General features: G+C 75.1%; 24 protein-coding genes. 18 read left to right on the plus strand and 6 right to left on the minus strand.

Translation table 11 applies throughout. The features are described from left to right. The 6 genes from AB0B41_RS25615 to AB0B41_RS25640 form a co-directional block, all read left to right on the plus strand. The coding region (locus tag AB0B41_RS25615; protein WP_358207591.1) for an Rne/Rng family ribonuclease at nucleotides 1–3092 on the plus strand (3092 nt) is incomplete at its 5' end. A gap of 148 nt (nucleotides 3093–3240) precedes the next feature. After that, complete coding sequence (gene rplU / locus AB0B41_RS25620; RefSeq protein ID WP_037043344.1) at nucleotides 3241–3549, plus strand: 50S ribosomal protein L21; 309 nt, start codon at nucleotides 3241–3243, stop codon at nucleotides 3547–3549. A gap of 13 nt (nucleotides 3550–3562) precedes the next feature. Continuing rightward, a complete protein-coding gene (gene rpmA / locus AB0B41_RS25625; RefSeq protein WP_037043345.1) occupies nucleotides 3563–3820 on the plus strand; it encodes a 50S ribosomal protein L27 in 258 nt (85 codons plus the stop codon). A gap of 82 nt (nucleotides 3821–3902) precedes the next feature. Beyond that, nucleotides 3903–5486 carry a GTPase ObgE gene (gene obgE, locus AB0B41_RS25630; RefSeq protein WP_358207595.1) on the plus strand — a complete coding sequence of 528 codons (1584 nt, stop codon included), beginning with the start codon at nucleotides 3903–3905 and terminating at the stop codon, nucleotides 5484–5486. A gap of 100 nt (nucleotides 5487–5586) precedes the next feature. Next, complete coding sequence (proB, locus tag AB0B41_RS25635) at nucleotides 5587–6699, plus strand: glutamate 5-kinase (protein WP_358207597.1); 1113 nt, start codon at nucleotides 5587–5589, stop codon at nucleotides 6697–6699. A gap of 63 nt (nucleotides 6700–6762) precedes the next feature. Next, nucleotides 6763–7953 carry a methyltransferase domain-containing protein gene (locus AB0B41_RS25640; protein ID WP_358207599.1) on the plus strand — a complete coding sequence of 397 codons (1191 nt, stop codon included), beginning with the start codon at nucleotides 6763–6765 and terminating at the stop codon, nucleotides 7951–7953. Here the strand turns inward: AB0B41_RS25640 and AB0B41_RS25645 are convergent. Beyond that, the gene (locus AB0B41_RS25645) at nucleotides 7919–8362 is read right to left on the minus strand and encodes a nitroreductase/quinone reductase family protein (RefSeq protein ID WP_358207601.1); all 444 of its coding nucleotides are present in this window, start codon (nucleotides 8360–8362) and stop codon (nucleotides 7919–7921) included. The two genes, AB0B41_RS25640 and AB0B41_RS25645, sit on opposite strands and share 35 nt — an antisense overlap. A gap of 214 nt (nucleotides 8363–8576) precedes the next feature. Here AB0B41_RS25645 and AB0B41_RS25650 point away from each other — a divergent pair, with 214 nt between their 5' ends. Continuing rightward, complete coding sequence (locus AB0B41_RS25650) at nucleotides 8577–8891, plus strand: hypothetical protein (protein WP_358207603.1); 315 nt, start codon at nucleotides 8577–8579, stop codon at nucleotides 8889–8891. A 99-nt stretch (nucleotides 8892–8990) separates the two neighbouring features. Here AB0B41_RS25650 and AB0B41_RS25655 read toward each other — a convergent pair whose 3' ends face one another. The 4 genes from AB0B41_RS25655 to AB0B41_RS25670 all read right to left on the minus strand — a co-directional run bounded on the left by AB0B41_RS25655 (nucleotide 8991) and on the right by AB0B41_RS25670 (nucleotide 14602). Then, nucleotides 8991–9449, minus strand: a complete 459-nt coding sequence (locus tag AB0B41_RS25655) for a hypothetical protein (RefSeq protein ID WP_358207605.1) — start codon at nucleotides 9447–9449, stop codon at nucleotides 8991–8993. A gap of 117 nt (nucleotides 9450–9566) precedes the next feature. Then, on the minus strand, nucleotides 9567–11660 hold the full coding sequence (locus tag AB0B41_RS25660; protein WP_358207607.1) for a RecQ family ATP-dependent DNA helicase: 2094 nt from the start codon (nucleotides 11658–11660) through the stop codon (nucleotides 9567–9569). Nucleotides 11661–11750: 90 nt separating this feature from the next. Further along, complete coding sequence (locus tag AB0B41_RS25665; protein WP_358207610.1) at nucleotides 11751–13220, minus strand: dihydroorotase family protein; 1470 nt, start codon at nucleotides 13218–13220, stop codon at nucleotides 11751–11753. After that, nucleotides 13217–14602, minus strand: coding sequence for an FAD-binding protein (locus AB0B41_RS25670; protein ID WP_358207612.1), 1386 nt, complete (start codon nucleotides 14600–14602; stop codon nucleotides 13217–13219). The genes AB0B41_RS25665 and AB0B41_RS25670 overlap by 4 nt, the downstream gene beginning before the upstream one ends. A 161-nt stretch (nucleotides 14603–14763) precedes the next feature. On the opposite strand from AB0B41_RS25670, the gene AB0B41_RS25675 reads away from it, so the two are divergent. The 9 genes from AB0B41_RS25675 to AB0B41_RS25715 all read left to right on the plus strand — a co-directional run bounded on the left by AB0B41_RS25675 (nucleotide 14764) and on the right by AB0B41_RS25715 (nucleotide 24207). Continuing rightward, nucleotides 14764–15594, plus strand: coding sequence for an IclR family transcriptional regulator (locus tag AB0B41_RS25675; protein WP_358207614.1), 831 nt, complete (start codon nucleotides 14764–14766; stop codon nucleotides 15592–15594). Beyond that, entirely contained in the window at nucleotides 15591–16805 is a 1215-nt protein-coding gene (locus AB0B41_RS25680) for a CoA transferase (protein WP_358207616.1), read from the plus strand. Before AB0B41_RS25675 ends, AB0B41_RS25680 begins: the two co-directional genes overlap by 4 nt. After that, nucleotides 16802–17704, plus strand: coding sequence for a CoA ester lyase (locus AB0B41_RS25685; RefSeq protein WP_358207618.1), 903 nt, complete (start codon nucleotides 16802–16804; stop codon nucleotides 17702–17704). The genes AB0B41_RS25680 and AB0B41_RS25685 overlap by 4 nt, the downstream gene beginning before the upstream one ends. Next, complete coding sequence (locus AB0B41_RS25690; protein WP_358207621.1) at nucleotides 17701–18528, plus strand: cyclase family protein; 828 nt, start codon at nucleotides 17701–17703, stop codon at nucleotides 18526–18528. The genes AB0B41_RS25685 and AB0B41_RS25690 overlap by 4 nt, the downstream gene beginning before the upstream one ends. After that, on the plus strand, nucleotides 18525–19958 hold the full coding sequence (locus AB0B41_RS25695; protein WP_358207623.1) for an MmgE/PrpD family protein: 1434 nt from the start codon (nucleotides 18525–18527) through the stop codon (nucleotides 19956–19958). Before AB0B41_RS25690 ends, AB0B41_RS25695 begins: the two co-directional genes overlap by 4 nt. A 174-nt stretch (nucleotides 19959–20132) precedes the next feature. After that, nucleotides 20133–21422: an MFS transporter gene (locus tag AB0B41_RS25700; RefSeq protein WP_358207625.1), complete on the plus strand. Its 1290-nt coding sequence runs from the start codon at nucleotides 20133–20135 to the stop codon at nucleotides 21420–21422. A 225-nt stretch (nucleotides 21423–21647) separates the two neighbouring features. Beyond that, nucleotides 21648–21797, plus strand: coding sequence for a hypothetical protein (locus tag AB0B41_RS25705; protein ID WP_358207627.1), 150 nt, complete (start codon nucleotides 21648–21650; stop codon nucleotides 21795–21797). A 93-nt stretch (nucleotides 21798–21890) separates the two neighbouring features. Continuing rightward, entirely contained in the window at nucleotides 21891–22766 is an 876-nt protein-coding gene (locus AB0B41_RS25710; RefSeq protein WP_358207629.1) for a MoxR family ATPase, read from the plus strand. A gap of 10 nt (nucleotides 22767–22776) precedes the next feature. Beyond that, a complete protein-coding gene (locus tag AB0B41_RS25715; RefSeq protein WP_358207632.1) occupies nucleotides 22777–24207 on the plus strand; it encodes a VWA domain-containing protein in 1431 nt (476 codons plus the stop codon). A gap of 45 nt (nucleotides 24208–24252) precedes the next feature. On the opposite strand, the gene AB0B41_RS25720 is transcribed toward AB0B41_RS25715, so the two are convergent. After that, nucleotides 24253–25092, minus strand: a complete 840-nt coding sequence (locus AB0B41_RS25720; protein WP_358207634.1) for a S41 family peptidase — start codon at nucleotides 25090–25092, stop codon at nucleotides 24253–24255. A gap of 106 nt (nucleotides 25093–25198) precedes the next feature. On the opposite strand from AB0B41_RS25720, the gene AB0B41_RS25725 reads away from it, so the two are divergent. Beyond that, on the plus strand, nucleotides 25199–26212 hold the full coding sequence (locus AB0B41_RS25725; RefSeq protein WP_358207636.1) for an iron-siderophore ABC transporter substrate-binding protein: 1014 nt from the start codon (nucleotides 25199–25201) through the stop codon (nucleotides 26210–26212). A gap of 132 nt (nucleotides 26213–26344) precedes the next feature. Further along, nucleotides 26345–26707, plus strand: a complete 363-nt coding sequence (locus AB0B41_RS25730; RefSeq protein WP_358207639.1) for an SPW repeat protein — start codon at nucleotides 26345–26347, stop codon at nucleotides 26705–26707. Nucleotides 26708–26769 lie beyond the last annotated feature (62 nt).

Genomic DNA, 26769 nt, shown 5'->3' on the forward strand with positions numbered 1-26769 from the left:
CCGGGGACGAGGGCGCCGCGAAGCCCCGCCGCACCCGGCGCCGCTCGGCCAAGACCGAGCCGGAGGCCGCCGAGGAGACCCCCGAGACGCCCGCCGAGGTGGCCGGGGACGCCGAGACCGCCGACGAGACCGACACCGCCGACGAGGGCGACGACGAGGGCGCGGGCCGCCGCCGTCGGCGCCGGGGTCGGCGTGGCCGGGGCCGCGGTCGTGGGGACAACGGCGAGGACACCGAGGACACCGAGGACACCGAGGGCACCGACGGTGCCGAGGACACGGACGTCCCGGACACCGCGGCGAGCGACGCCGACGAGTCCGACGACTCGGCCGAGGACGCCGACGCGGACGACGAGGACACCGACGAGGGCGAGGCCGGCGGCTCGCGGCGCCGCCGTCGCCGCCGTCGTCGCCGCGGCGCGGGCGACGCGTCGGACGAGCGCGGCGACGACGACCCGCCGCACACCGTCACCAGGGTCCGCCAGGGCCGGGACAAGGACCCCCGCGACACCCGCGACACCCGCGACACCCGCGACACCCGCGACACCCGCGACTCCGGGGACGACGGGGTGCAGTCCGTGCGCGGCTCCACCCGGCTCGAGGCCAAGCGCCAGCGCCGTCGGGACGGCCGTGACGCCGGCCGCCGGCGCCCCCCGATCCTGTCCGAGGCCGAGTTCCTGGCCCGCCGCGAGTCCGTCGAGCGGTCGATGGTGGTCCGGCAGAGCGGGCCGCGCACCGAGATCGGCGTGCTCGAGGACGGCGTGCTCGTCGAGCACTTCGTCGCCGGCACCGGCACCGGGTCGGCGGCCCAGTCCGCCCCGGCGTCGATGGTCGGCAACATCTACCTCGGCCGCGTGCAGAACGTGCTGCCCAGCATGGAGGCGGCGTTCGTCGACATCGGCCGCGGCCGCAACGCCGTGCTCTACGCCGGCGAGGTCGACTGGGACGCCGCCGGGCTCAACGGCAAGGCCCGCCGCATCGAGCAGGCCCTGAGCAGCGGCGACAGCGTGCTCGTCCAGGTCACGAAGGACCCGGTCGGGCACAAGGGCGCCCGGCTCACCACCCAGATCAGCCTGGCCGGCCGCTTCCTGGTCTACGTGCCGAGCGGCGGCGCGGCGGGCATCTCCCGCAAGCTGCCCGACGTGGAGCGCAAGCGCCTCAAGGACATGCTCAAGGAGATCGTCCCGGCCGATGCCGGCGTGATCATCCGGACGGCGTCCGAGGGCGTCAGCCACGAGGCCCTGGAGCGGGACGTCCGCCGGCTGCAGGCGCAGTGGGAGGTCGTCAAGGAGAAGTCCGAGAAGACCGGCCCCAAGGCGCCCAAGGCCCCCGCGCTGCTCTACGAGGAGCCTGACCTGCTGGTCAAGGTCGTCCGGGACCAGTTCAACGAGGACTTCGCCTCGCTGATCGTGTCCGGCGACGACGCGTGGGAGACCGTCTCGGACTACGTCGCGCACGTCGCGCCGGAGCTGGCCGACCGGCTGCACCGGCACATCGGGCCGAAGGACGTCTTCGCCGAGTACCGGATCGACGAGCAGCTGCTCAAGGCGCTGGACCGCAAGGTCTGGCTGCCCTCGGGCGGCACGCTGGTGATCGACCGGACCGAGGCGATGACGGTCATCGACGTCAACACCGGCAAGTTCACCGGCTCCGGGGGGAACCTCGAGGAGACGGTCACGCGGAACAACCTGGAGGCGGCGGAGGAGATCGTCCGCCAGCTCCGGCTCCGCGACATCGGCGGCATCATCGTGGTCGACTTCATCGACATGGTGCTCGAGGCCAACCGGGACCTGGTGCTGCGGCGGCTGACCGAGTGCCTGGCCCGGGACCGCACCCGGCACCAGGTCGCCGAGGTGACCTCGCTGGGCCTGGTCCAGATGACCCGCAAGCGGGTCGGCGGCGGGCTGCTGGAGCACTTCTCCACGCCGTGCGAGCACTGCCGCGGCCGGGGCGTGATCGTCTCGACGGACGGCGACCACGTGCACCCCGTGAACGGCAGCGGGGACGGTGGCGGCGGCGAGACCGGCGGCCGGAAGCGCGGCCGGCGTCGCGGCGAGGACCGTCACCCCGAGCGCGCCGAGCAGCAGGGGCCGAACGTCCGCAGCGCCGCGGCGGCCGTCGCCGAGATCGTGGCGGCGGCGCGGCACACGACGGGCGAGGCGGCCCCGGCCGACGTCGCCGACGTCGAGGACGCGGACACCCCGGCGGGTGTCGCCGGTGCGGCCGCGGTCACCGAGGTGGTCGAGACCACCCCGGCCCCGGTCGCCGACACCCCCGAGGCGCCGACGGGCATGGACGAGCCGGACTCCGGCCGTCCCGCCCGGCGGCGCGGGCGGCGCCGGGCCGAGCGTCCGGCGGGCAGCTCCGGCACCGCCGAAGCCGTCGTCGTCACGGCCGAGGTGCCCGAGGAGACTCCGGCAGCGGCCGCGGAGGCGCCCGCCCCGGAGGCGCCGGCTTCGGGGGCGCCGGCTTCGGGGGCCCCTGCTGCGGAGGCCCCTGCTGCGGAGGCCCCTGCTGCGGAGGCCCCTGCTGCGGAGGCCTCTGCTGCGGAGGCCTCAGGTTCGGAGGCCCCGGCTTCGGAGGCGCCGGCCGAGGCCGCGCCGGCTCCGGGCGCCGCGGCCGAGGACGTGGCTCCCGTCGTCACGTCGAACGGACACGCGCCGGCGGTCCCGGCGACGGCGGACACCCCCGAGGTGACCGAGACCACCGGCACCGAGCCCACCGGGCAGGCCGAGCCGTCGGAGCCGGCCGAGTCGTCCGAGCCCACCGGGGCGGCCGACGCCCCGGCCAGGCCGGAGAAGCGTCGCCGGGTCACCCGCTCGGCCGGCGCGCCGAGCACGGCGGCCGAGCCGGTCGTCGTCACGGCACCGCTGCCGGAGACCGGCGCCGACGCTGCGGCGCCGGTGCAGCCGGAACCCGCGAACGACACGGCCGTCACCTCGCGTCCGCGCAGGTCGCGGCGGGCGGCCTCGCGTCCGGCGGGTCCGCCGAGCGAGGGCGACGCCGCCGGTACGGTCACCGTCCCGGTGACCTCGTCCGTGGGGGCCGGCACGCAGGACGACCCCGCCGGATCGGCCGGGGGGGACCCGGTTTGACCCTGCGATTTCCCCTTCCGTACCCTGGGAGTCAAGGAGCCGCGCCCTCGGCCTGTGCTGAGGGAGTCGGCGTGCGCGCCACGCCCCGTCCGTCGGGGACTGGGCGCCCATGAGTCCCCCCGAGAGTTTCAGGAGTCGTGCGTCAACGATGTACGCGATCGTCAAGACCGGCGGTAAGCAGTACAAGGTGGCCGTCGACGACGTGCTGACCGTCGAGAAGATCGACGGTGAGCCCGGCGCCGAGATCAGCCTGCCCGCCGTGCTGCTCGTGGACGGCGACAAGCTGACCACGGATGTGGATGCGCTGGCCAAGGCCTCGGTGACCGCCACGGTCGTCGAGCACACCAAGGGCCCGAAGATCCGCATCCACAAGTTCAAGAACAAGACCGGGTACCACAAGCGTCAGGGCCACCGTCAGCCGCTGACCAAGGTCCAGGTCACCGGCATCAGCGCGTAAGGAGACCTGCGCCATGGCTCACAAGAAGGGTGCGTCCAGCTCCCGCAACGGGCGCGACTCGAACGCGCAGCGGCTGGGCGTCAAGCGGTTCGGCGGTCAGACCGTCAACGCCGGCGAGATCCTGATCCGCCAGCGCGGCACCAAGTTCCACCCGGGCGACGGTGTCGGCCGCGGTGGCGACGACACGCTGTTCGCGCTCGTCGAGGGTGCCGTCCAGTTCGGCCACAAGCGCGGCCGCAAGGTCGTCAACGTGGTGCCGGTCGAGGCCTGAGGCCCGACCACCACAGGCAGTTCGCGAGCGGCGGGCCCCGGGCTGGGGTCCGCCGCTTTCGCGTGTAGAGGAGTAGTCAGACATGTCGCGGTTCGTCGACCGGGTCGTCGTGCACGCCACCGCGGGGGCGGGCGGCAACGGCTGCGCGTCGATCCATCGCGAGAAGTTCAAGCCGCTCGGGGGCCCCGACGGGGGCAACGGCGGCCGCGGCGGCTCGGTGGTGCTCGTCGTCGACCCGGGTGTGCACACCCTGCTCGACTTCCACCACCGCCCGCACGCCGTCGCGAAGAACGGCAAGCAGGGCCAGGGCGGGTTCCGGGCCGGTGCCAACGCGGAGGATCTCGAGCTGCGGGTCCCGGACGGCACCGTGGTGTTCGACCGGCGCGGCGAGATCGTCGCCGACCTGGTCGGGCCGGGCACCCGGTTCGTCGCCGCCGAGGGCGGCCGCGGCGGGCTCGGCAACGCGGCGCTCGCGTCGTCGGCGCGCAAGGCGCCCGGCTTCGCCCTGCTCGGCGAGCCGGGGGAGTCCCGCGACCTCACCCTCGAGCTCCGGTCGATGGCCGACGTCGGGCTGGTCGGGTTCCCGTCCGCCGGCAAGTCGTCGCTGGTCGCGGCCCTGTCCGCGGCGCGGCCGAAGATCGCGGACTACCCGTTCACCACGCTGGTCCCGCAGCTCGGCGTGGTCACCGCCGGCAGCGGGTCCGACAGCGAGGTCTTCACCGTCGCCGACGTCCCCGGCCTCATCCCCGGTGCCTCCGAGGGCCGCGGGCTGGGCCTCGACTTCCTGCGGCACATCGAGCGGTGCTCGGTGCTGGTGCACGTCGTCGACTGCGCCACCTTCGAGCCCGGCCGCGACCCCGTGGCCGACGTCCAGGCCCTCGAGGACGAGCTCGCCCGCTACACCCCGGCGCTCGGCGGCGACCTCGCCGACCGGCCCCGGCTGATCGCGCTGAACAAGATCGACGTCCCGGACGCCGCGGACATGGTCGAGATCGTGACCGCGGACCTGCGGGAGCGCTTCGGCTGGCCGATCTTCCCGATCTCCACCGCCAGCCGGAAGGGCCTGCGCGAGCTGGCCTTCGCCATGGGCGAGCAGGTCGCGGCCTACCGCGCCGCCCAGCCCGTCGTCGAGCCCACGCGGATCGTGCTGCGCCCGCAGGCGGTCGACGACGCCGGCTTCACCGTCGAGCCCGACCCGCAGCTCGAGGGCGGGTTCCTGGTGCGCGGCGCCCGGCCCGAGCGCTGGATCCGGCAGACGAACTTCGACAACGACGAGGCCGTCGGCTACCTCGGGGACCGGCTCGCCCGGCTCGGCGTGGAGGACGCGCTGGCCGAGGCCGGGGCCGTCCCGGGCTGCCCGGTCACGATCGGGGACGTCACCTTCGACTGGCAGCCCAGCACCCCGGCAGGGATCGCCCGGGTCATGTCCGGCCGCGGCACGGACGCCCGCGTGGAGGGCGGCTCCGCCCGCGTCTCTGCCGCGGAGCGCAAGCTCGCGAGGCTCGCGCGCCGGCGCCACCTCACCGACGCGGATCTGGCCGCCGGGGCGAGCTACGCGAACGAGGCCCGCTGGACCCACGACGCGGCCGACGAGGACGACGGGGAGCTCTTCGAGCTCGGGGACGACGAGCTGGAGGTCTGGTCGGACGAGGACGACCCCCGATGAGCGGGGGCGTGCCTCGCGGTCTCGGGACCGCGGGCGCGGGCGCGGACGGGACTGTGCAACTCGGTCGCCCGGAACTGCCGACTCGCGGGACGATCTTCCGGTGACCGACACCCGCAGGCTGCTCGGCGACGCCCGGCGGGTGGTCGTCAAGGTGGGGTCGTCGTCGTTGACCAGTCTCGCGGGCGGACTCGATCCCGCCCGGCTGCACCGGCTGGTCGACGCGCTCGCCGCCCGTCGCGCGGCCGGCTCGCAGGTCGTGCTGGTCAGCTCCGGGGCGATCGCCGCCGGCCTGGCGCCGCTCGGGCTGGCCCGCCGGCCCCGGGACCTGGCCACCCAGCAGGCCGCCGCGAGCGTCGGGCAGCTGCTGCTCGCGCACGCCTACTCGGCCTCGTTCCTGCGGCACGACCAGCGGATCGGGCAGGTCCTGCTCACCGCGGACGACATGATCCGGCGCTCGCACTACCGCAACGCCCAGCGCACCCTCGAGCGGCTGCTGGGGCTCGACGTCATCCCCGTCGTCAACGAGAACGACACCGTGGCCACGGACGAGATCCGCGTGGGCGACAACGACCGGCTCGCGGCCCTGGTCGCGCACATCGTGGGCGCGGACGCGCTGGTCCTGCTCTCGGACGTCGACGGGCTCTACGACGGCGACCCCCGCCGCCCGGGCTCCACCCTGCTCGCCGAGGTCGACGCCCCCTCCGACCTCGAGGCGGTCACCGTGGCGAAGCCCGGCCAGGGCAGCCTCGGCACCGGGGGAATGTCCACGAAGATCACGGCGGCGGCGATGGCGTCGGCGTCGGGTATCCCGGTGCTGCTCGCCGCGGCGGACGAGGTGGCCGACGCCCTCGACACGGGCGGGCCGAAGGTCGGCACGGCGTTCCGGGCGTCCGGCCGGCGGATGTCCGCGCGGCTGTTCTGGATGAAGCACGCGGCGGACGTCCGCGGACGCCTGGACCTCGACGCGGGCGCGGTGACCGCCGTGGTCGAGCGGCGGCGGTCGCTGCTGGCCCCGGGCGTGCACGGCCTCGACGGCGACTTCGTCTCCGGGGACGTGGTCGACCTGGTCGGGCCGTACGGCGCGGTCGTGGCCCGGGGCGTGGTGAACTACGACGCCGCCGAGCTGCCGGGGATCATCGGGCGGCGCTCCGCGGACCTGCCCCGCCACTACCGGCGGGAGATCGTGCACGCGGACGACCTCGTGATCCTCTGACGCCGGCAGGGCCGGTCGGCTACGCAGATGCGGCCGACGGTCCGGCAGGGGCAGACTCTGCGGATGACCGACCCGGCGACGGATCCGGCGCGGGCCCGCGCGCGGCTGGTGCACGGCCTCCACGTGCACGGGTGCGCGATCACGCCCGCCGTGGTCGAGGCCTTCCTGGCCGTGCCGCGGCACCTGTTCCTGCCCGGCATCCCGATCGGCGAGGCCTACGCCGACGAGGCCGTCCCGACCCAGGTCGTCGACGGGATCGCGACCAGCTCCGCGTCGCAGCCCTCGATGATGGCGATCATGCTCGAGCAGCTCGCCCCGGCGCCCGGGCACCGGGTTCTGGAGGTCGGGGCGGGCACGGGGTACAACGCCGCGCTGCTCGCCCGGCTCGTCGGCCCCGCGGGGCGGGTGGTGTCCGTGGACATCGACACGGAGCTGGTCGAGCTGGCCGCGCAGCACCTCGCGCAGGCCGGGATCACGGGCGTGGACCTGCGGGTCGGCGACGGCGCACTCGGCGTCCCCGACGCCGCCCCGTACGACCGCATCGTGCTCACCGTCGGCAGCTGGGACGTCCGGCCGGAGTGGGTGGCCCAGCTCGTGCCGGGCGGGCGGCTGCTGCTGCCGCTCACGGTCCGGGGCAGCCAGCTGTCGGTGGCCTTCGACCTGCGTCCCGACGGGGTGCTGGAGAGCCGGTCGATCCGCAGCTGCGCCTTCATCCGGCTGCGCGGGGCCGGTGCGGGGCCGGAGGCGGTCGAGCGGATCGGCCCCGGGTGGGCCGCGCAGGTGCCGGAGGGCGACAGCCCCGACCTCGAGGCGGTCGCCGCGCTGCTCGACGAGCCGCGGAAGCTGCACCGGTCGACGGGCTCCCTCGACCGCGCCGACGTGTGGGACGGGCTGGGGCTGTGGCTCATGCTCACGGTCCCGGGGGCGCTGCGGCTGCTGACCGGCGACGCCGAGGACCCGCCCGGGTACTGGCTGGTCCCGACCGGGCAGGGGCGGGCGACGGTGGCGGTCGCGGTGCCGGGCGGGCTCGCCGCGCTGGTCACCGAGCCCGCCGGGGTGCGCGCCTTCGGGCCCGAGGGTGAGAAGGCCGTGCGCCTGCTGCGGGCCGGGGTCGACGCCTGGCACGCCGCCGGCCGGCCGCACGCCGCGGACCTGCGGATCCTCGCCGTGCCCGCCGGGGCGGCGCTGCCCGGAGAGGGCGCGGTCGTCGAGAAGGAGCTCAGCCGGCTGGTGGTGGCACCGGCACCAGTCTGACCAGCGGGATCTCCCGTTCGGTCCGACGCTGGTAGCCGGCGTAGTTGCGGTAGCGCGACGCGACGCGCTCCCACAGCGCGGGCCGCTCGTCGGGCCCCACGATCTCGGCGCGGCGCGGCTCGCGCGGCCCGCCGCGCACCGAGACCTGCACGTCCGGGTGGTCGCGCAGGTTGAGGAACCAGGCCGGGTGGTGGTCGTCGCCGCCGCGCGAGGCGACCACCACGAGGGTGTCGCCCTCCACGAGCGGCGCGGTGAGCAGGACCGAGCGGGGCTCGCCGCTGCGCCGGCCGACCGTGGTCAGCTCGAGGACGGGCATTCCCGCGGCGTCGTGGCCGATCCGGCCGCCGGTCGCCCTGAGCAGCAGGCGGTGTGCGGCGTTCATGCCCTTCAGCACGAGATCATGAGGCACCACCCGAGCCTAGGCCGTGTCTCCCAACCCGTCACCACCGCTCCCGGCGCCCACGCCGTCCCCGCCGGCGTTGCCGGGCCACCCGAATACGCCCGGTATGAGGGCGGCCCGGCTGCCTTGCCTGGAACGACGTGGATCACCGGGCCCGGCGGCGCCAGGTTGAGAGACACGGCCTAGGGGTAACGGCGGCCGGGGGCGGGGCGAACGGCAGGGCGTGGATGTCGGGGACAGCGGGCGGGACCGGCCGGGGGGCGTGGTGCTGGAACCGCCGGCGGGGCGGTGGGCGGCCGGGCCGATCCGGACGCGGCGGCCCTGGACTGAGCGACCCGCGTCCGCGCCGCTCGACACCGAGGACGTGCTGCGGATCCGGCGCGCGGTGAGCGTGGCGCTCGACCGCTATCCGGGGCCGGTGGGCCAGCTGATCGCGGCGGAGCTGCTGGACTACGCCGACCAGGGCTGGCGCGGCGCCGCGGAGGGGCTGTCCGAGAGGATGGTGGCCGACCTGCTCGGCGAGGCGACGCAGAACTGAGGCGCGGGCTCCGCCGGGCGGCTGTGCCCGGACGGGCCGGGGCGACGTCGTCGGCGCCCCGGGCCTCGTCGGCCTGCCGCGGCAGGCGTCGGGGTCGGCTCAGACGCCGGCGGAGGCGGCGTGCTTGCCGATGAGGGTGCCGAGGCGGGGGAGGGCCTCCTCGACGTTCTTGCGGGCGTTCGGGCGCAGTTTGGCGTAGGCCTTCCTCAGCGCGTCCGAGCTGGAGCTCTCGGCGCGCCGGTCGGTGACACCGAGGAGCGCGTCGGCGGCCTCGGGACGGCCGGCGAGGTAGGCGCCGAAGTCTCTGCCGGCCGCGGCGGCCGTGTAGTCGGCGTAGAACGGCTGCAGCGCGCCGGCGAACTGCGGCAGCATGCGGTCGACCGCCGCGGGCACCACGCCGGGCCGGATCTTGGACACCGTCTGGTAGCCGAGCTTGACGGCGGCGCCGGACATGCCGCCCTTGTCCTTCACCTCCTGACCGACGAGCTCGTTCAGGTCGGCGACGACGGCGGGCCGGCGCGCGGGGTCGGTGAGGATGGTCTCGAGGTTCTGCGTCACGGGGGCTCGTCCTCTCTCACGGGGAGTCGGTGCGGGCGAGTCCGGAAGGTATTACACGCGTGTGATTCACCCTGACGGGCCCCGTGAGCGCGCGGCCACGGTGGGTGCGGTAGGTGGTCAGCCCGCCAGGGCCAGGGCGAGCGGGAGGACCGCGGGGGCGCCCGCGCGGCGGACGGCCCGGGCGGCGACGGTCATCGTCCAGCCCGAGTCGACCAGGTCGTCGACCAGCAGCACCGGGCCGTCGAGCCCGCCGAGGTCGGGGAGCGCGGCCGCGTCGAACCCCTCCCACACCGCGGCGAGCCGCTGCGCCGAGTTCTCGTGCGGGCCCGGGCGGTCGCCGGCCGGGGGCAGCGTGCCGAGCAACGGCAGCCGCCCGATCTCGGCGATCCGGCGGGCCAGGTGCTCGAGCTGGTGGGGCCGGGTGCGCGACCCGATGCCGACGACGCCGACCGGCCGCTGCGCCCAGTCCCAACCCGCGAGCACGCGGACCACGGCGTCGAGCAGGTCCGACGGGACCGGCTGGTCCGGTCCGGCCAGCAGCTCGCGCAGCCGCGTGCCCCAGCCGATGTCCGACAGCCGCCCGACGGCCCGCCCGGGCTCGGCCAGCTCGTCGGCCTTCAGCCGGCCCGACGCCGGGATGCCGAGCTCCTTCATGCCGCTCGGCCACATCTTGCGGGGCGCGATCTCCACGCCCGGCTTCTGCAGCCGTTCGGCTGCGGCCGCCGACACCTCGGCGGAGACCTCGGGCAACCAGACGGTGCCGCTGCAGACGTCGCACCGGCCGCACGGTGTGGGGTCCGGATCGTCGAGCTGGCGGCGCAGGAAGACCAGCCGGCACTCCTCCGTGGAGAGGTAGTCGAGCATCGCCTGCTGCTCGGCCTTGCGGGCGGCCGCGATCCGCTGGTGCCGCTCCCGGTCGTACACCCACTCCGCGCCGGTGCCGATCCAGCCGCCCTTGACCCGCTTCGCCGCCCCGTCCGAGTCGAGGACCTTGAGCAGCATCTCGAGCCGCGTGCGCGACAGGTCGACGCGGGTCTCCAGCGCGGCCGTGGACAGCGGCTGGTCCGACAGCGCGGCGAGGGTCTGCCGCACCAGCGGCTCCGGCGGGAAGGCCAGCGAGGCGAAGTACGCCCAGATCTCCCGGTCCTCCCGGCCGGGCAGGAGCACCACCTCGGCCCGGTCGAGCGCGCGCCCGGCACGGCCGATCTGCTGGTAGTAGGCCACGGGGGAGGAGGGTGCGCCGAGGTGGACGACGAACCCGAGGTCCGGCTTGTCGAAGCCCATCCCGAGCGCCGACGTCGCGACCAGCGCCTTCACCCGGTTGCCGAGCAGGTCGGCCTCCGCGTCGAGCCGCTCCTCCGCGTCCGTCTTGCCGGTGTAGGCGCGCACCGCGAAGCCCCGCTCCCGCAGGAACTCCGCCATCTCCTCGGCCGCCTGCACGGTGAGCGTGTAGACGATGCCCGCGCCGGGCAGCTCGTCGAGCCGGGAGGCGAGCCAGGCCAGCCGGTCGGCCGGCGAGTCGATCGACACCACGGACAGCCGCAGGGAGGCCCGGTCGAGCGAGCCGCGCAGCACCAGCGGCTCGCCGGACTGCAACCCCAGCTGCTCGGTCACGTCCGTGACCACCCGGTCGTTGGCCGTGGCCGTGGTGGCCAGCACCGGGATGCCCTCGGGGAGCTCGGCGATCAGCGCGCGCAGCCGCCGGTAGTCGGGCCGGAAGTCGTGCCCCCAGTCGGACACGCAGTGCGCCTCGTCGACCACCAGCATCCCCGCGGTCCGGGTCAGCTCCGGCAGCACCCGGTCCCGGAAGTCCGGGTTGTTGAGCCGTTCCGGGCTCACGAGCAGGACGTCGACCTCGCCGGCGGCGATCTCGGCGTAGGTCTGCTCCCACTCGTCGAGGTTCGCGGAGTTGACCGTGACGGCCACGATCCCGGCCCGGGTGGCCGCGTCGATCTGGTTGCGCATCAGCGCGAGCAGCGGCGAGACGATCACCGTGGGCCCGGCGCCCTGCTCCCGCAGCAGCGCCGTGGCCAGGAAGTACACCGCGGACTTGCCCCAGCCGGTGCGCTGCACGACGAGCGCGCGCCGGTGCTCGGCGACGAGGGCGTGGATCGCCCGCCACTGGTCCTCGCGCAGCCGGGCGCCCTCGCCGGCGAGGGTCTGCAGCAGCTCCTCGGCGCGCGGGCGCAGGTCCTGTTCCGTCGTGGTCACGCCCCCATGGTGGCGGCAACCCCCGACAGGAACCGACGGGGCCCCGCGGATCCGGCGCGCGGAACCGCGGGGCCGGGGTGCCGGCGCCGCTCAGGCCCGGCCGGTCGGCCGGTGCAGGTAGCGCCCGGTCGGCTCGCCGACGACCTGCCCGTCGTCGTAGACCGGCCGCCCCCGCAGGAAGGTCGTGGTGACCGTCGACCCGATCTCCAGCCCGCGGAAGGGCGTGTACTCCTGCGTCGACTCGGAGTCCGCCGGGTCGACCACGTACGACCGGTCCGGGTCGACGAGCGCGATGTCGGCGTCGAAGCCGGGGGCGATGTCGCCCTTGGTCGGCAGCCCGAGGCGCTGCGCCGGGTTCCAGGCGGTCAGCTCGGCGACCCGGGACATCGACAGCCCCCGCTTGCGGCCCTCGCCGACCAGGCCGGGCAGCAGGTACTCGGTGCCGCCGAAGCCGGACTTCGCGGCGAACACGTCGTCCTTGTCCTCCCCGAACTTCAGCTCCTCCTTGCAGCACGCGTGGTCGGAGACGACCCAGCTCACGTCCCCGGAGAGCAGGTGCTCCCACAGCGCCTCGACGTCCGCGCGCGGCCGGATCGGCGGGTTCACCTTGGCGCCGATTCCGTCCGCCGTGGTCACGTCCGTGAGCAGGTGCCCGATCGTCACCTCGCGGCGGAAGTCGACGTGCGGGAAGGCGCGCGCCATGGTCGTCGCCGCCTCCATCGCCTTGGCCGACGACAGGTGCAGCAGGTTGATCGTGGGCAGCTGCGTCTCGTGCGCGAGGTAGGAGGCTATGGTGACCGCGAGGCCCTCGGAGTGCGGCGGCCGGGAGGCGCTGTAGGCCTCGAGCCCGGTGAGCCGCCCCTCCTCCTCGACGAGCTTCGTGTACGCGGTCATGATCTCGGCCGTCTCGCAGTGCAGCGACAGCGAGATCTGGTCGGCGATGTCCGGGTTCGCCTCGCGGGCGGCCTGGATGCCGCGCATGACGAACTCGAAGTGCGCCAGGTCGTACCGCTCGCCCTCGGGGATCATCAGGAAGGAGTTCTGGTCCGCCGAGCGGCCGTGCAGGCCGTGGCTGCCGTAGAACATGAAGATCTTGAACGAGGTCACGCCGTGCTCGCGGACCAGCGCCGGGATCTCGTCGATGTGCGAGCGCTGCATCGGGGCGAGGTGGAACGCGTAGTCGACGTACGAACGGCCCTCCGCCGCGGCCAGCACCTCGGGGAAGACCTCGGCGTAGCTGCCGCCCCGGTTGAGGTAGTACTGCCCGGTGCGCATGTAGGTCAGCGAGGTCGTCACGCCGCCCTGGGCGCAGGCGCGGCTCTCGGTCGCGGTGTCCTCGGCGAGCGGGTTGTAGATGCCCCAGTGCTGGTGCGCGTCGACCACGCCGGGGAAGGCCAGGCGGCCCCGGCCCTCGTGCACCGCGGTGCCCTCGGGCACCTCGATCCGGGGCGCGACCTCGGACACCCGTCCGTCGGCCACGGCGATGTCGCCGTGCTGCGGCTCGCTCCCGCCGGGCCGGACGACCCGGACGTCGCGGATGATCAGGTCGGGCTGGGTCATCGGGTTGCACCTTCTTCGACGGAGGGAACGGCCGCGCGGGCGACGTGCCCGGCGGCCAGGTAGGCGAGGCCGAGGGCGGGCAGCAGCCCGTTCCCGGCGAGGTAGCCGGCGGCGCCGTGGCCGGAGATCCCGACCGCGGCCCCGCCGGAGGCGTAGAGGCCCGGCAGTGGCGCGCCGCCGGCGTCGACGACCCGGGCGTCGGCGTCGACGCGCAGGCCGCCCTGGGTGTGGAAGAGCGCGGGAACGATCTCCACCGCGTGGAACGGGCTCGAGAGCGGCGCCTCGACCGTGCGGCCGAAGCGGTCCGCGGCCTCGCCCCGGGCGACGGCGGCCAGCGCGTCGACCTCCTCGGCCAGGGGCCCGGCCGGCAGCCCGGTGGCGGCGGCGAGCTCCGCGACGGTCGCGCCCGTGCGGACCGCCCCGGCGGAGCGGACGTCGAGGTAGTCGGTGAAGGTGCGGCACAGGGCGTCGATCCGCCCGTCGTACACCATCCACCCCCGTCCGCCCGGTTGCGCGGCGAGGGCCGCGGCGTACTCCGAGTAGCCCGTGGTCTCGTCGCCGAAGCGGCGGCCCGACCCGTCGACCACGGCTCCGCCGTGCATCACCGCGGTCCAGGTCAGGAGGGTCTGGGCGGCGGCGGAGAGCGCGGCGTGCCCCTGGTACGCGTCCAGGCAGCCGGCCGCCGCCCCGTGCGCGGTGCCGATCCGCAGCGCGTCGCCGCGCGAGTGCTCGCTGCCGTGGTAGCGGGCGCCGGCGATCTCCGGCAGGTGGGTCCGGACGAGCCCGGCGTCGGCCCCGAAGCCGTTGGTGGCCAGCAGGACCGCGCGGGCGTGGATCTCCTCGCGGATCCCGTCGGGGTGCTCGACGACGGCGACGCGGGTCCCGTCGGGCCCCGGTGGGGCGTCGACGAGCCGGCAGGGGACGAGCACGTCGATGCGCGGCGAGGCCGCCACGGCGTCGGACAGGTACTTCAGCAGGGCGGAGCCGTGTCGCCCGGGCACGGTGTGCACCCGCGGGACGGAGTGCCCCGGATAGCCGAAGTCGGTGGGCAGCTCGACCGGCATGCCGACGTGGTCGGCGAGCCACTCGACCAGCTCGGCGCCCACCCCGGCGAGCGCCCTTGCGACCACGGGATCGGCCGTGCCGTGCGTCTTGCCCTCGACGTCGGCGAGGAACCGGGCGGGGGAGTCCTCGATCCCCGCCGCGGCCTGGAACCGCGATCCCGGGCCGGGGACCATCGCCGTCGACATCGACGTGTTGTTGCCGCGCAGGTAGTGCGGGTTCGCCTCGACCACGAGCACGTCGAGCCCCAGCTCGGCGGCGCGGACCGCGCCGGCCAGGCCCCCGCCCGCGCCGGCGATCACCAGGTCGACCTCCGTCACCCGGACCTCCGTTCCGCTGAGAGAAACAGCTGTGTACCTCGCAAGGTGTAGCGATGAGACCATCCGACCAGCACTTCTGCAAGGCCCTGCGGCGCTTCCCTTGACATCATCGCCGTGCCCGGCCACTCTGTGTTCCGTCGAGCGGGACGACTGGAGGGTCGATGGCCGAGACGACGGGCGGCACCGGTGCCACCGAGCGGGTGGCGGACGTGCTGCTGCTCTTCACCGACGGCCCGCCCACGCTCGGGGTCACCCGGGTGGCCCGCGAGCTGGACCTGTCGAAGGCGGTCGTGCACCGCATCCTGCAGTCGCTGACCGGACGCGGGCTGATCGCCTACGACCCGGTCAGCCGCGAGTACCGGCTCGGGCCCGCGGCCGCGGCCCTCGGCGGCCGCGCCCTGCGCGACTCGGACCTGCGCTCGGCGGCGCTGCCCCAGCTGGTCGACCTGCGCGACCGGCTGCGGGAGACCGCCACGGTGAGCGCGAAGGTGCACGGCGGCCGGGTCTACCTCGACCAGGTCGTCGGGACCCACGAGATCACCATGTCCGTCGAGCTCGGCCGCCGGTTCCCGCTGCACGCCGGCTCGTCCGGCAAGTGCATGCTCGCGTTCGCCCCGGCCGACGAGATCGACGCGGTGCTCGCCGGCGCGCTCCCGTCGCTGACGGCCGCCACGCTGACCGAGCCGGACGTGCTGCACGCCGAGCTCGACCGGATCCGGGAGCGCGGCTACGCGGCCTCCGCCGGCGAGCGGCAGGCCGACGCCGGGTCCGTCGCCGCCCCCGTCTTCGGCCCGTCGGGCGACGTCGTCGGCGCGGTCTCGGTCTGCGGGCCCCGGTTCCGGGTCACGGACGAGTTCGTCGCGGCCACCGCGCCCGAGGTCGTCGCGGCCGCGGCCCGGGTCTCCGCGCGGCTCGCCGACCGCGCCCCCGCCCGACCGCCCCGCACCCCCGCACGCAGCGCTGCGCCCGCCGCAGCCGGAAGGACGTCATGACCGCACCAGGCACCCTGCCCGGGGCCGGCCCGGACGCGCTGGAGGGCCTGCGGGTCCTCGACGCGTCGACGCTGTTCGCCGGGCCCCTCGCCGCCACCCTGCTCGGCGACCACGGCGCCGAGGTGATCAAGATCGAGCACCCGCGCGGGGACCCCGCACGGACCCACGGCGTGCAGCGCGACGGTGTCGGCCTCTGGTGGAAGATGCTGGCGCGCAACAAGAAGTCCGTCACGCTCATGCTGTCCACGCCCCGCGGGCAGGAGCTGTTCCGCGAGCTCGCGGCCGACGCGGACGTGGTGATCGAGAACTTCCGCCCGGGGACCCTGGAGCGCTGGGGGCTGGGCTGGGAGGAGCTCTCCGCCCGCAACCCGCGGCTCGTCCTCGCCCGGGTCACCGGCTTCGGGCAGTTCGGCCCGTACGCGTCGCGCCCGGGGTTCGGCACGCTCGCCGAGGCCATGAGCGGCTTCGCCGCGATCACCGGCGAGCCGGACGGCCCGCCCACCCTGCCGCCCTTCGGCCTCGCCGACGGTGTCGCCGCCCTCACCACGGCGTTCGGCATCATGACCGCGCTGCGGGCGCGGGAGACCACCGGCCGCGGGCAGGTGCTCGACATGGCCATCATCGAGCCGTTGCTGCACCTGCTCGGCCCTCAGGTCATCGGGTACGACCAGCTCGGCGTGCTGCAGCCGCGCACGGGCAACCGGTCCACCAACAACGCGCCGCGCAACACCTACCGCTGCGCGGACGGCCGCTGGGTCGCCGTGTCCACCAGCGCCCAGTCGATCGCCGAGCGCGTGATGCGGCTGGTCGGGGCGCCCGAGCTGATCGACGAGCCGTGGTTCGCCTCCGGCGCCGCGCGCGCCGAGCACGTCGAGGAGCTCGACGCGGCGGTGGGCGCCTGGATCGCCGCGCGGGACCGGGACGAGGTGATCGAGGCCTTCGAGAAGGCCGAGGCCGCCGTCGCCCCGATCTACACCGCCGCCGACGTGCTGGCCGACCCGCAGTTCGCCGCGCTCGGCAGCATCGTCCGGGTCGACGACGAGGAGCTCGGCCCGATCCGGTTCCAGAACGTGCCGTTCCGGCTGTCGGAGACGCCCGGCCGGGTCCGCAGCGCCGGCCCGCGCCTGGGCCGCGACACCGCGGAGGTCCTGGGCCGCTACGGCGTCGACACCGCCGAGCTGGAGCGGCTGCGCGCGGCGGGGGTCGTGTGACGGCCACCCAGCCGACGCGGGCGGGCGCCGCCCCGCACACCGCGCTCGGCCGCGCGCGGAGCTGGCTCTACGTCCCCGCCCACCGGTCCGACGTCGTCGCGAAGGCGCTGGCCGGGGCGGCCGACGCCGTGGTGCTCGACCTCGAGGACGCCGTCCCCGCCGACGCCAAGGGCGCCGCGCGGGAGGCCGCCGCCGCCGTCTCCCGGGGCCGGCTCCCGGTGTGGGTGCGGATGAACGGCACCGACACGCCCTGGGCCGCCGACGACATCGCCGCCCTCGCCGGTGCGGAGATCGACGGGATCCGGGTGCCCAAGGCGGACGATCCCGCGGCCGTCGCCGCGCTGGCCGAGCGGCTGGGCCGACCGCTGCACCTGCTGGTCGAGACCGCCCTCGGGGTGGAACGGGCCTTCGCGCTCGCCACCTGCCACCCGCTGGTCGCCGGCCTCTCGCTCGGCGAGGCCGATCTCGCCGCCGACCTCCGGGTCCGCGGGTCCGGGCTGGACTGGGCCCGCGGCCGGGTGGTCGTCGCCGCCCGGGCCGCCGGCCTGCCGAGCCCGGTGGCCAGCGTCTGGACCGACCTGGGCGATCCGGAGGGCCTCGCGGCCGACTCCGCCGCCGCCCGGGACGCCGGCTTCTTCGGCCGCTCGGTGATCCACCCCGCCCAGATCGGCCCGGTGCACCGGGCCTTCACCCCCGACCCGGACGAGGTGGCCGGGGCGCGTGCGCTGCTCGGGTCGCTGGCGGCGGCCGGCGAGTCCGCCTGGGTCGACCCGCGCGGCCGGTTCGTCGACCCCGCGGTGGTGTCCGGGGCGCGCTGGGTCGTCGAGCTCGCGGACACCCTCCCCGACCCCCACGAACCGGCGCAGCGCCGCCCGCGCGCCGGGAAGGAGCTCCCATGACCGCCACGACCACGGGTTCCGCGCTGCTGGACGCGGTCCGCGCCGGCACCCGCGTGATCGAGCTGGGGCACCCGCTCTACACCGGCATGCCCAGCTCGCCCAACCACCCCGGTTTCCGGATGACGCTCGAGCGCCGGCACGGCGACGCGGTCCGGCCCGACGGCGGCTCGGCCTCGAACGAGGTCATCGTGACCGGCGGGCACGTCGGCACCCACGTCGACGCGCTGTCCCACGTCAGCCACGAGGGCCTGCTGCACGGCGGGATCGACGCCGCCGAGGCGCAGCGCGGCGGGAAGCACACCGCGCACGGGGCCGAGACCATCCCGCCGATGGTGACCCGCGGGGTCCTGCTCGACGTGGCCGCGGTGCACGGGGTCGACATCCTGGAGGGCGGCTACGGCGTCACGGCCGAGGACCTCGAGGCCGCGGCCGCGCGGGCCGGCGCCGAGCCGGGCCGCGGCGACGTCGCGCTGGTCCGGACCGGCTGGGGCCGCCTGTTCGGCGACACGGCGGCCTACCTCGGCAGGGAGTCCGGGGTGCCCGGCGTGACCGTCGACGGGGCGCGCTGGCTCGCCGGGCGCGGCGTGGTCGCGACCGGTTCCGACACCACCGCCTACGAACAGATCCCCGCCGGCGCCGGGCACCGCGTCCTGCCGGTGCACCGCGTGCTGCTGGTCGAGCAGGGCATCCACATCGTGGAACACCTCGCGCTCGAGGACGCCGCCGCGGCCGGGCTCGGCGAGTTCCTGGCCGTGTTCGCGCCGCTGCGCATCGTCGGGGGCACGGGTGCGCCCGTCCGCCCGCTCGCGGTGGTGGCCGCGTGAGCGCCCCGACCGCCACCCGAACCCCGGCCCAGCGGATCGGGGAGGTCGCCGCGCGGGTCGCCGCCGACGGCATCCCCGCCGAGCTGGCCGACGACGTCGTCGCGCGCACCGTCGACGTCCTCGGCAACTGCCTGGCTGCCACCCGTGAGGAGCCGGCCCGGATCGTCGGCGCGGTCGTGGGGGAGTGGGGCGGGGGCGGCGCGGCCACCGCGGTCGGTCGCGCCGAGCCGCTGCCCGCCCCCTCGGCGGCGCTGGTCAACGGCACCCTCGCGCACTCCCTCGACTTCGACGACACGCACCTGCCGTCCGTGCTGCACCCGTCGTCGTCGGTGATCCCGGCGGCGCTCGCGACGGCCGAGCGGGTCGGCGCGTCCGGGCCGGCGATGCTGGCCGCGGCCGCCGTCGGCATCGAGGTGACGTGCCGGCTCGGGATGGCCGGGTACGACGAGGAGCTGGGCAACTCCGTGTTCTTCGAGCGCGGCCAGCACGCCACGGCGATCTGCGGCGCGGTCGGCGCGGCCGTCGCCGCGGGCATGCTGTCCGGGCTCGACGCCGAGCAGCTGACCTCGGTCGTCGGGATCGCCGCCAGCATGGGCGCCGGGGTCATCGAGGCGAACCGGACCGGCGGCACGATCAAGCGGGTGCACTGCGGCTGGGCCGCGCACGCCGGCGTCGCCGCCGCGGACCTGGCCCGGCACGGCCTGACCGGGCCGCCGACCGTGATCGAGGGGCGGTTCGGGTTCCTGCAGGCCTTCTGCGGCGACCGGGTGCACGTCGAGCGCGTCACCGACGGGTTCGGCGAGGAGTGGGAGACGCCGGGGATCTTCTTCAAGCCCTACCCCTGCAACCACTTCACCCACGCCGGGATCGACGCGGCGCTCGCGCTGCGGGCCCGCGGGGTGGAGCCGGACGACGTCCGGGCCCTCACCCTCGGCGTCCCGGCCCCCGTGCTGCGCACCATCGCCGAGCCTCCCGAGGAGAAGGCGCGGCCGCGGTCGGGCTACCACGCGGCGTTCAGCGGGCCCTACACCGTGGCCGCCGCTCTGCTGGGCGGCGGCGGGCTCGGTGTGTTCCACGAGGACTTCACCGACGCGGCCGCCGCCGACCCGCGGCGGCTCGACCTGGCCGGCCGCGTGCGGGTGGTCGCCGACGACGAGTCGACGGCACTGTTCCCGCGCCAGTTCCCGGCGGTCCTGACCGCCGAGATCGCCGGCGGCCGCACGGTCACCGAACGGGTCCGGGCCAACCGCGGCGGGCCGGCCAACCCCCTCTCCGCCGACGAGCTGTCGACGAAGTTCACCGGGAACGCCGACCGCGCCCTGGTGCCGGGTGCCGCCGCGGACGTCGTGGCCGCGGTGTGGGGCCTGCGCGACGGCCGGTCCGTCCGCGACGCCCTCGCAATTCTCCGTCGCCCGGAATTGTTCCTCTGAACGGAACAATTCATCACGAGATCTGCTCGTAACACGCCTGATCATTGACGGAGTGCCGCAACAAGTGGAGTATTTCCGGACAAAGGAGCGTCAGAATTGTTCCGCTGGCAGGAACGCAATGACGCGGACATCGGCCGGTCCTCGGACCGCGCCGGGAAATCCGAGGAACACGAGATGCAGAGTCGCTTCCGCTTCGTGACGATCGGGGTGGTCATCGCCTTGATCGTCATCAACTACGTGGACCGGAGCGCCATCTCCTACGCGGTCCAACCGCTGGAGCAGGCGTTCGGGATCACGACCGCGCAGTACGGGATCATCAGCAGCGTCTTCTCGGTCGGGTACATGGTCTTCGCCTTCGTGTCGGGGCCGTTGGTCGACCGGTTCGGCACGCGCAAGGTCCTGCTGGCCGCGGTGATGCTGTTCTCCGTCTCCGTCGCGCTGATCCCGGTGGCGGGCTCCTTCGCCGGACTGCTGATCGTTCGGCTGCTGCTCGGGATCGGGGAGTCCCCGGCCTTCCCGGCCGCCACCCGCGCCGTGAGCCGCTGGCTGCCGGTGCGCGAGCGCGGCGTCGCCCTCGCGCTCTGCGGCGGCGTCGCGGTGTCCGGCAGCCTGCTCATCTCCGGCCCGCTGCTCACCTGGCTCATCGGGGCGCTGGGCTGGCAGGGGATGTTCTGGACGATGGCGATCCTCGGCGGGGTCTGGGCGCTGGTCGCGCTCGCCCTGCTCCGCGACCTGCCGGACGAGTCGCCGCGGGTCAGCGCCGCCGAGCGCGCCTACATCGCCGAGGGCCAGGAGGCCGACGCCCGGTCGGAGCGCGCCCCGGTGCGCTGGCGGCCGCTGCTCACCAACCGCAACCTGTGGGTCGTCGCCGGCGGGTACTTCGCCTGGGGCTTCATGTTCTGGGCCTTCATGTACTGGCTGCCGACCTTCTTCTCCACCGCCTACGGGCTCAGCCTCAAGCAGGCCGGTGCGTTCTCGGTCGCCCCGTGGGCCGCCGGCGTGGTCGGTGCGCTGGTCGGCGGCGTCGTCGTCGACCGGGTGTACCGGCGCAGCCCGCGGATCCGCAGCCGGTTCGCGGTCATGGGCGTCGCCCTGCTGCTCGCCGGGTGCTCGCTGATCCCGATGCTGCTCGTGCCCAGCCTGACCGTGGCGATCATCTCGATCTCCTGCGGCGTGGGCTTCGGGTTCGTCACCGGCGGCATCTGGTGGGTGGCCTCCATCGACGCCGCCCCGGACCAGCCGGGCAGCGCCGCCGGGTTCGCCGACGCCGCCTTCGCGTCGTCGGGCATCGTGGCCCCGTCGGTGATGGGGTTCATCGTCTCCGGCACCGGCACGTTCACCAGCGGTTTCGTCGTGATGGCGGTGCTCGCCGTCGGCGGTGCGCTGCTCATGCTGCTGGTGCCGCGCGAGCCCGCCCGCACGGCCGAGGGTGCCGCGACCCGCTCGACCGCCACCAGCGCCTGAGGTGCGGCAGCGCGAGGTCCGCGCGGCCGTCGACCGGCCGAGGTCGCCCGGCGCCAGGCCCGCCACGATGCGCCGGCGCCGCGGGGCGTCCGGGTCGAGCTGCACGACATCGGGCCGGAGGGGCCCCGTGCACTAGATCGAGGCCGACGTCCGGGCGTCGGAGGAGCTGGTCGGGAAGGCGCTGGCCGCGGCGCCGCCCGGGGTGACGCCACCCTGCCGGACTGCGTGCTCGACCCGGCGGTTCCGGCACCCGGGGTCGCGGGCGCCGACGTCGTGCTCAACGGCTGCTCGGCCGTCGACGTCGACGAGGGGCTCGATCCGGCCCTGCCGCGGCTCCTCGACCCGATCTCCACGGCCCTGCGACTGCTCGGCTGACGAGCGCGATGTGACGCACCACTCACCCCTACTGAACGTCCGATCGGCAACACGGCTGGGCGGGGCCCCTGCCCACAAGGCAGGATGATCCGGGTGAAGGCCACCCAGGCACCGCTGTTCGGTTCGGTCGACGAGGTCACCGAGCGCCTCGAGGGCGTCGGCTACCTCGCGTCGACGGCCGTCGCGACGACCGTGTACCTCGCCGACCGGCTCGGCAAGCCGCTCCTCGTGGAGGGCCCCGCCGGCGTCGGCAAGACCGAGCTCGCGAAGGCGGTCGCCGCCGCGACCGGCTCGGGGCTGGTGCGCCTGCAGTGTTACGAGGGCATCGACGAGTCCCGCGCGCTCTACGAGTGGAACCACGCCAAGCAGTTGCTGCGGATCACCGCCGGGCAGGGGCACGAGAGCTGGGACGCCACCCGGGACGACGTGTTCTCCGAGGAGTTCCTGCTCCCGCGCCCGCTGCTCACCGCGATCCGCCGGGACGACCCGACGGTCCTGCTCATCGACGAGATGGACAAGGCGGACGTCGAGGTCGAGGGCCTGCTGCTGGAGGTCCTGTCGGACTACCAGGTCTCCATCCCGGAGATGGGCACGGTCACCGCGACCCGCAAGCCGTTCGCGCTGCTGACCTCGAACTCCACCCGCGAGCTGTCGGAGGCGCTCAAGCGCCGCTGCCTGTTCCTGCACCTGGACTTCCCCGACCCGGACCTCGAGCGCCGGATCGTGCTGACCCGCGTCCCGGAGCTGCCGCAGGCGCTGGCCGACGCGCTGGTGCGGACCGTGCGCGTGCTGCGGGCGATGGAGCTGCGCAAGGTCCCGTCGGTCGCCGAGACCATCGACTGGGGGCGCACCCTGCTGGCCCTCGGCCTCGACACCCTCGACGACGACGCCGTCCGGCAGACCCTCGGCGTCGTGCTCAAGCACCAGTCCGACCAGGTCAAGGCGAGCGCGGAACTGCGCCTGAACTGAGGAGGCCCCGATGGCCGTCACGACACCCGAGCACGGGCTGCCCGGTCACCTCGTCGACTTCGTCGGCGCGCTGCGCCGGCACGGCGTGGCCGTCGGGCCGGGTGAGACGGTCGACGCGGCCGAGGTCGTCGGTGCGCTCGACCTGCTGCGCCGGCGCGAGCTGCGCGAGGGGCTGGCCTCCGCGCTGCTGCGCCGCTCCGGCCAGCGCGAGGTCTTCGACACCCTCTTCGACCTGTACTTCCCGCCCGCGCTCGGCGTCGGGGCCCAGGACGTCGAGGTGCCCCGCGCGGAGACGGACGACGGGTCCGAGGGCCCGGTCGACGTCGACGCCCTGCGCGACCTCCTCGCCGACCTCCTCCTGGCCGGCGACGAGGAGGCGCTCCGCGAACTGGCCCGCGCGGCCGTCGACGCGCTCGGCACCGCCGGGGCCAGCGGCACCGGGGTCCAGGGCGTCAACGGCCAGCCCAGCTGGTCGGCGTACCAGGCCCTGCGGCTGATGTCGCCGGAGACGCTGCTCGCCCGGATCCTCGACGGGATGCGCCAGGACGGCGACCCGACGGACGACTTCACCGACGAGGTCCGCCGGCGCGAGATCCGCGACCGCATCGCCCGGTTCCGCAAGATGGTGCAGGACGAGGTGCGGCGCCGGACCGCCGAACAGCGCGGCCGGGACCAGGTGGCGAAGACCGCCGTGCCGAAGCAGGCCGAGCAGGTCGAGTTCCTCTCCGCCTACGCCGAGCAGCTCGCCCAGCTCCGTCGCACAGTGCACCCGCTGGCCCGGCGGCTCGCCAGCCGGCTCGCCGTGCGCCGCAAGCACGCCAAGCGCGGCACCCTCGACATGCGGCGCACGCTGCGCCGGTCGATGTCGACCGGCGGGGTGCCGATGAAGCCCGCCTACAGGACCCGCCGCCCGGGGCGCCCGGAGCTGGTGATCCTCTGCGACGTCTCCGGCTCGGTCGCCGGGTTCTCGCACTTCACGCTGCTGCTGGTCCAGGCGCTGCGCGAGCAGTTCTCGAAGGTGCGGGTGTTCGCGTTCGTCGAGAAGACGGACGAGGTCACGCACCTGTTCGAGCCCGGCGCGGAGCTGTCCGGGGTCATGCAGCGGGTGCTGCGCGAGGCCGACCTCACGGCCTTCGACGGGCACTCCGACTACGGGCACGCGCTCGGCAGCTTCGCCGAGTTCTGGGGCGAGGCGATCACCTCGAAGACCTCGCTGCTGATCCTCGGCGACGCCCGCACCAACTATCGCGACCCCAACCTCGCCGTGCTGCGCCGGCTCGTCGGGCAGGCCCGGCACGCGCACTGGCTCAACCCGGAGCCGAAGCGGCAGTGGGGGACCGGCGACTCGGCGGCGCACCGCTACGCCGACGTCCTGCCCATGCACGAGTGCCGCACCGCGGGCCAGCTGGCCGACGTCGTCGAGGCCCTCCTGCCCGTCTGACCCCTGCTCGTGAGTGGCGACGGTCGCTCTGGCGACCATCGCCACTCACAGGTCCCAGAGGGCCATGCTGAGCGGGTCGTCGCTGGGGACGTCGGGGGTGACCGGGCCGCCGTAGACCTGGCCGGTGCGGTCGGAGAAGCGGCTGGTGGCGACCGTGAGGACCAGCCCGCCGGGCAACGGCGCGGACTCGACGCCGGTGCTGAAGCCGAGGGTCGGGGCGCCGTAGGAGCGGGCGTCGGGGCGGCCGCGGAAGGCGACGGCCACGGCCTCGCCCGAGTTCGCCGTGTTCCCGTCCGTGAGCACGGAGACGGGCCCGTCGACCCGGCCGGGCGGGCCCTGGAGCTGCGGGGTCCCGCCCTGCGAGACCACGCCGTCGCGCACGGTCCACGGGGTGCGGCCGCCCTCCCGGTCCACGAACGCGCCGACCTCGCCCTCGCCGAGCAGTGGCGCCACGGCGGCGAGCAGCGGCCACGGCGACCCGCCGCCGGTACCGCGCAGGTCCACGATCCAGCGCTCGGCGGTGCGCCCGTCGAGGGCCGCCCGGGCGGCGTCGGTGTAGGTCCGGGCGTCGTGCTCGGCACAGGCCGGCAAGGTGACGACGATCGCGTCGCCCTGCTCCTCGATCCGCGGCAGCTCGGGCGCACCGGACGTCGGCCGGGCGCGGCGGACGCCCCCATGTGGTCCGCCCGCCTGCCTGACCAGGTGGAACAGCTTGAGCTCGAGCTGCTCCGGGTCGTCGAGTACACCCAGCACGTCGGTCCGGGCGGTGGCCCAGTCGACCCGGTCGGCGTGCAGGGCCCGGCCCTCCACGAGGTCGAGCGCCGCGGTCACCGCCCTCTTCGCGTTCTCCCTGGCCTTCCGCTCCCGCCTGCCGCGCCCGATCACCGGCCCAGTATGGCGTGCGCGGGGTGTGTCCGATTCGTGCAGGATCTCGGAAGTGCTGAGGTTAGGCTCACCGATGTACTGCCACGACGTCCCGGGAGCAATGCACGTGCCGACCCTGTCCCGCCGTTCCTTCGTCCTGTCCGCGTCGGGCCTCGCCGCGCTGACCCTCGCCGGGTGCGCGGCCGGCGGGGACGTACCGTCCTCGGGCGGCGGCGACGGCTTCCCCGTCACGATCACGCACAAGCTCGGCACCACGACGATCGAGGCCGAGCCCACCCGCGTCGCGACGGTGAGCGCCGCCAACCAGGACGTGGCGATCGCGCTCGGCGTCGTGCCCGTCGCGATGCCGTTCTTCGACTACGGCGGCGACGCCGAGGGCGTGCTCCCGTGGGTCCGGGACGCGCTGGCCGGAAAGCCGATGCCGCAGGTCGTCGGGCGGTCGCTGGAGCCGATCGCGTTCGAGGCGATCGCCGCCGCGCAGCCCGACCTGATCCTCGCCACCTACTCCGGGCTCACCCAGGACGAGTACGACACGCTCTCCCGGATCGCCCCTGTCGTCGCCTACCCGGACGCGCCTTACTCCACGAGCTGGCAGGAGCAGACCCGGATCGCCGGGCGGGCGCTGGGCCGCAGCACCCGGGCCGAGGAGCTCGTCGTGGCCACGCAGTCCCGGCTGGCCGCGGCCACGTCGGAGTACCCGCAGCTGGCGGGGGCCACGTTCGCCTACACGGGCGGGATGGACGGCGGGCAGCTCGGCATCTTCCGGCCGACGGACGTCCGGGTCCGGCTGCTGGAGGACCTCGGGATGACCTCCGCGCCCTTCGTGGAGCAGAACGCCCCGAGCGGCGACGCGGTGTACTACACGGTCAGCGCCGAGCTGGTCCCGCGGCTGCAGTCCGACCTGCTCGTCGGGTTCTTCGGCACCCCGGACCTCGACACCGCGTTCCGCGACGACCCCGCGGTCCGGGAGATGCCGGCGGTGAAGGCCGGGGGCTACGCGCCGATCATCGGGGCGGACCGGGTGGCGGCGAGCTCGTCGCCGTCGGTCCTGTCGATCCCGTGGGTGCTCGACGCCTACCTGCCGATCCTCGCCGAGGCGGCCACCCGCAGCCGCCGCTGACCTGCGCGTTCGCCGGTCGGGGCGGTACCCGGCCGGCGAGGCGCGGATCACGTTCCGACGAAGTTGACCGGGCGGCCAGTCAAGGCGTAGACCGGAGGCATCGGGATAGTCTCCTGGAGGGAAGTGATCGTGATGACCGCGAAGGCGTGGACACGGTGGCAGGACTGGGTCGCCCTGGTGATCGGCGTCCTGGCCGCCCTGTCGCCCGTCGTGGTGGCCACGGACGCGGCCGCGGCGTGGACGCTCGTCGTCCTCGGCGTGGTGCTCGCCCTGACCGCCCTGTGGTCGCTCGCCGCACCGGGTTCGGTGGCGAGCGAGTACGGGCACGGCGTGCTCGGTGTGCTGCTGTTCATCGCCCCGTGGGTGATGGGCTACAGCGACCTCACCGGGGCCGCGTGGACCTCGTGGGTCGCCGGTGTCCTCGCGGTGCTGGTCGCCGCGAGCGCCCTGCCTGCGGCCACCAGCGCCCACCGCGGGCTGGCCGGAACCCACTGACCGATCGACGGACGAGGGGCCGCGACCCGTTGGGGTCGCGGCCCCTCGTCCGTGCAGGATGG

The sequence above is a fragment of the Pseudonocardia sp. NPDC049154 genome (genome assembly GCF_040648315.1).
Lineage (GTDB): Bacteria > Actinomycetota > Actinomycetes > Mycobacteriales > Pseudonocardiaceae > Pseudonocardia.

What these genes read in the sequence shown, in the direction of transcription:
- rplU (WP_037043344.1), top strand. Translation starts at nt 3,241, where the DNA reads ATGTACGCGATCGTCAAGACCGGCGGTAAGCAGTACAAGGTGGCCGTC.
- rpmA (WP_037043345.1), top strand. Translation starts at nt 3,563, where the DNA reads ATGGCTCACAAGAAGGGTGCGTCCAGCTCCCGCAACGGGCGCGACTCG.
- obgE (WP_358207595.1), top strand. Translation starts at nt 3,903, where the DNA reads ATGTCGCGGTTCGTCGACCGGGTCGTCGTGCACGCCACCGCGGGGGCG.
- AB0B41_RS25640 (WP_358207599.1), top strand. Translation starts at nt 6,763, where the DNA reads ATGACCGACCCGGCGACGGATCCGGCGCGGGCCCGCGCGCGGCTGGTG.
- AB0B41_RS25665 (WP_358207610.1), bottom strand. Translation starts at nt 13,220, where the DNA reads ATGACCCAGCCCGACCTGATCATCCGCGACGTCCGGGTCGTCCGGCCC.
- AB0B41_RS25675 (WP_358207614.1), top strand. Translation starts at nt 14,764, where the DNA reads ATGGCCGAGACGACGGGCGGCACCGGTGCCACCGAGCGGGTGGCGGAC.
- AB0B41_RS25680 (WP_358207616.1), top strand. Translation starts at nt 15,591, where the DNA reads ATGACCGCACCAGGCACCCTGCCCGGGGCCGGCCCGGACGCGCTGGAG.
- AB0B41_RS25690 (WP_358207621.1), top strand. Translation starts at nt 17,701, where the DNA reads ATGACCGCCACGACCACGGGTTCCGCGCTGCTGGACGCGGTCCGCGCC.
- AB0B41_RS25700 (WP_358207625.1), top strand. Translation starts at nt 20,133, where the DNA reads ATGCAGAGTCGCTTCCGCTTCGTGACGATCGGGGTGGTCATCGCCTTG.
- AB0B41_RS25715 (WP_358207632.1), top strand. Translation starts at nt 22,777, where the DNA reads ATGGCCGTCACGACACCCGAGCACGGGCTGCCCGGTCACCTCGTCGAC.
- AB0B41_RS25730 (WP_358207639.1), top strand. Translation starts at nt 26,345, where the DNA reads ATGACCGCGAAGGCGTGGACACGGTGGCAGGACTGGGTCGCCCTGGTG.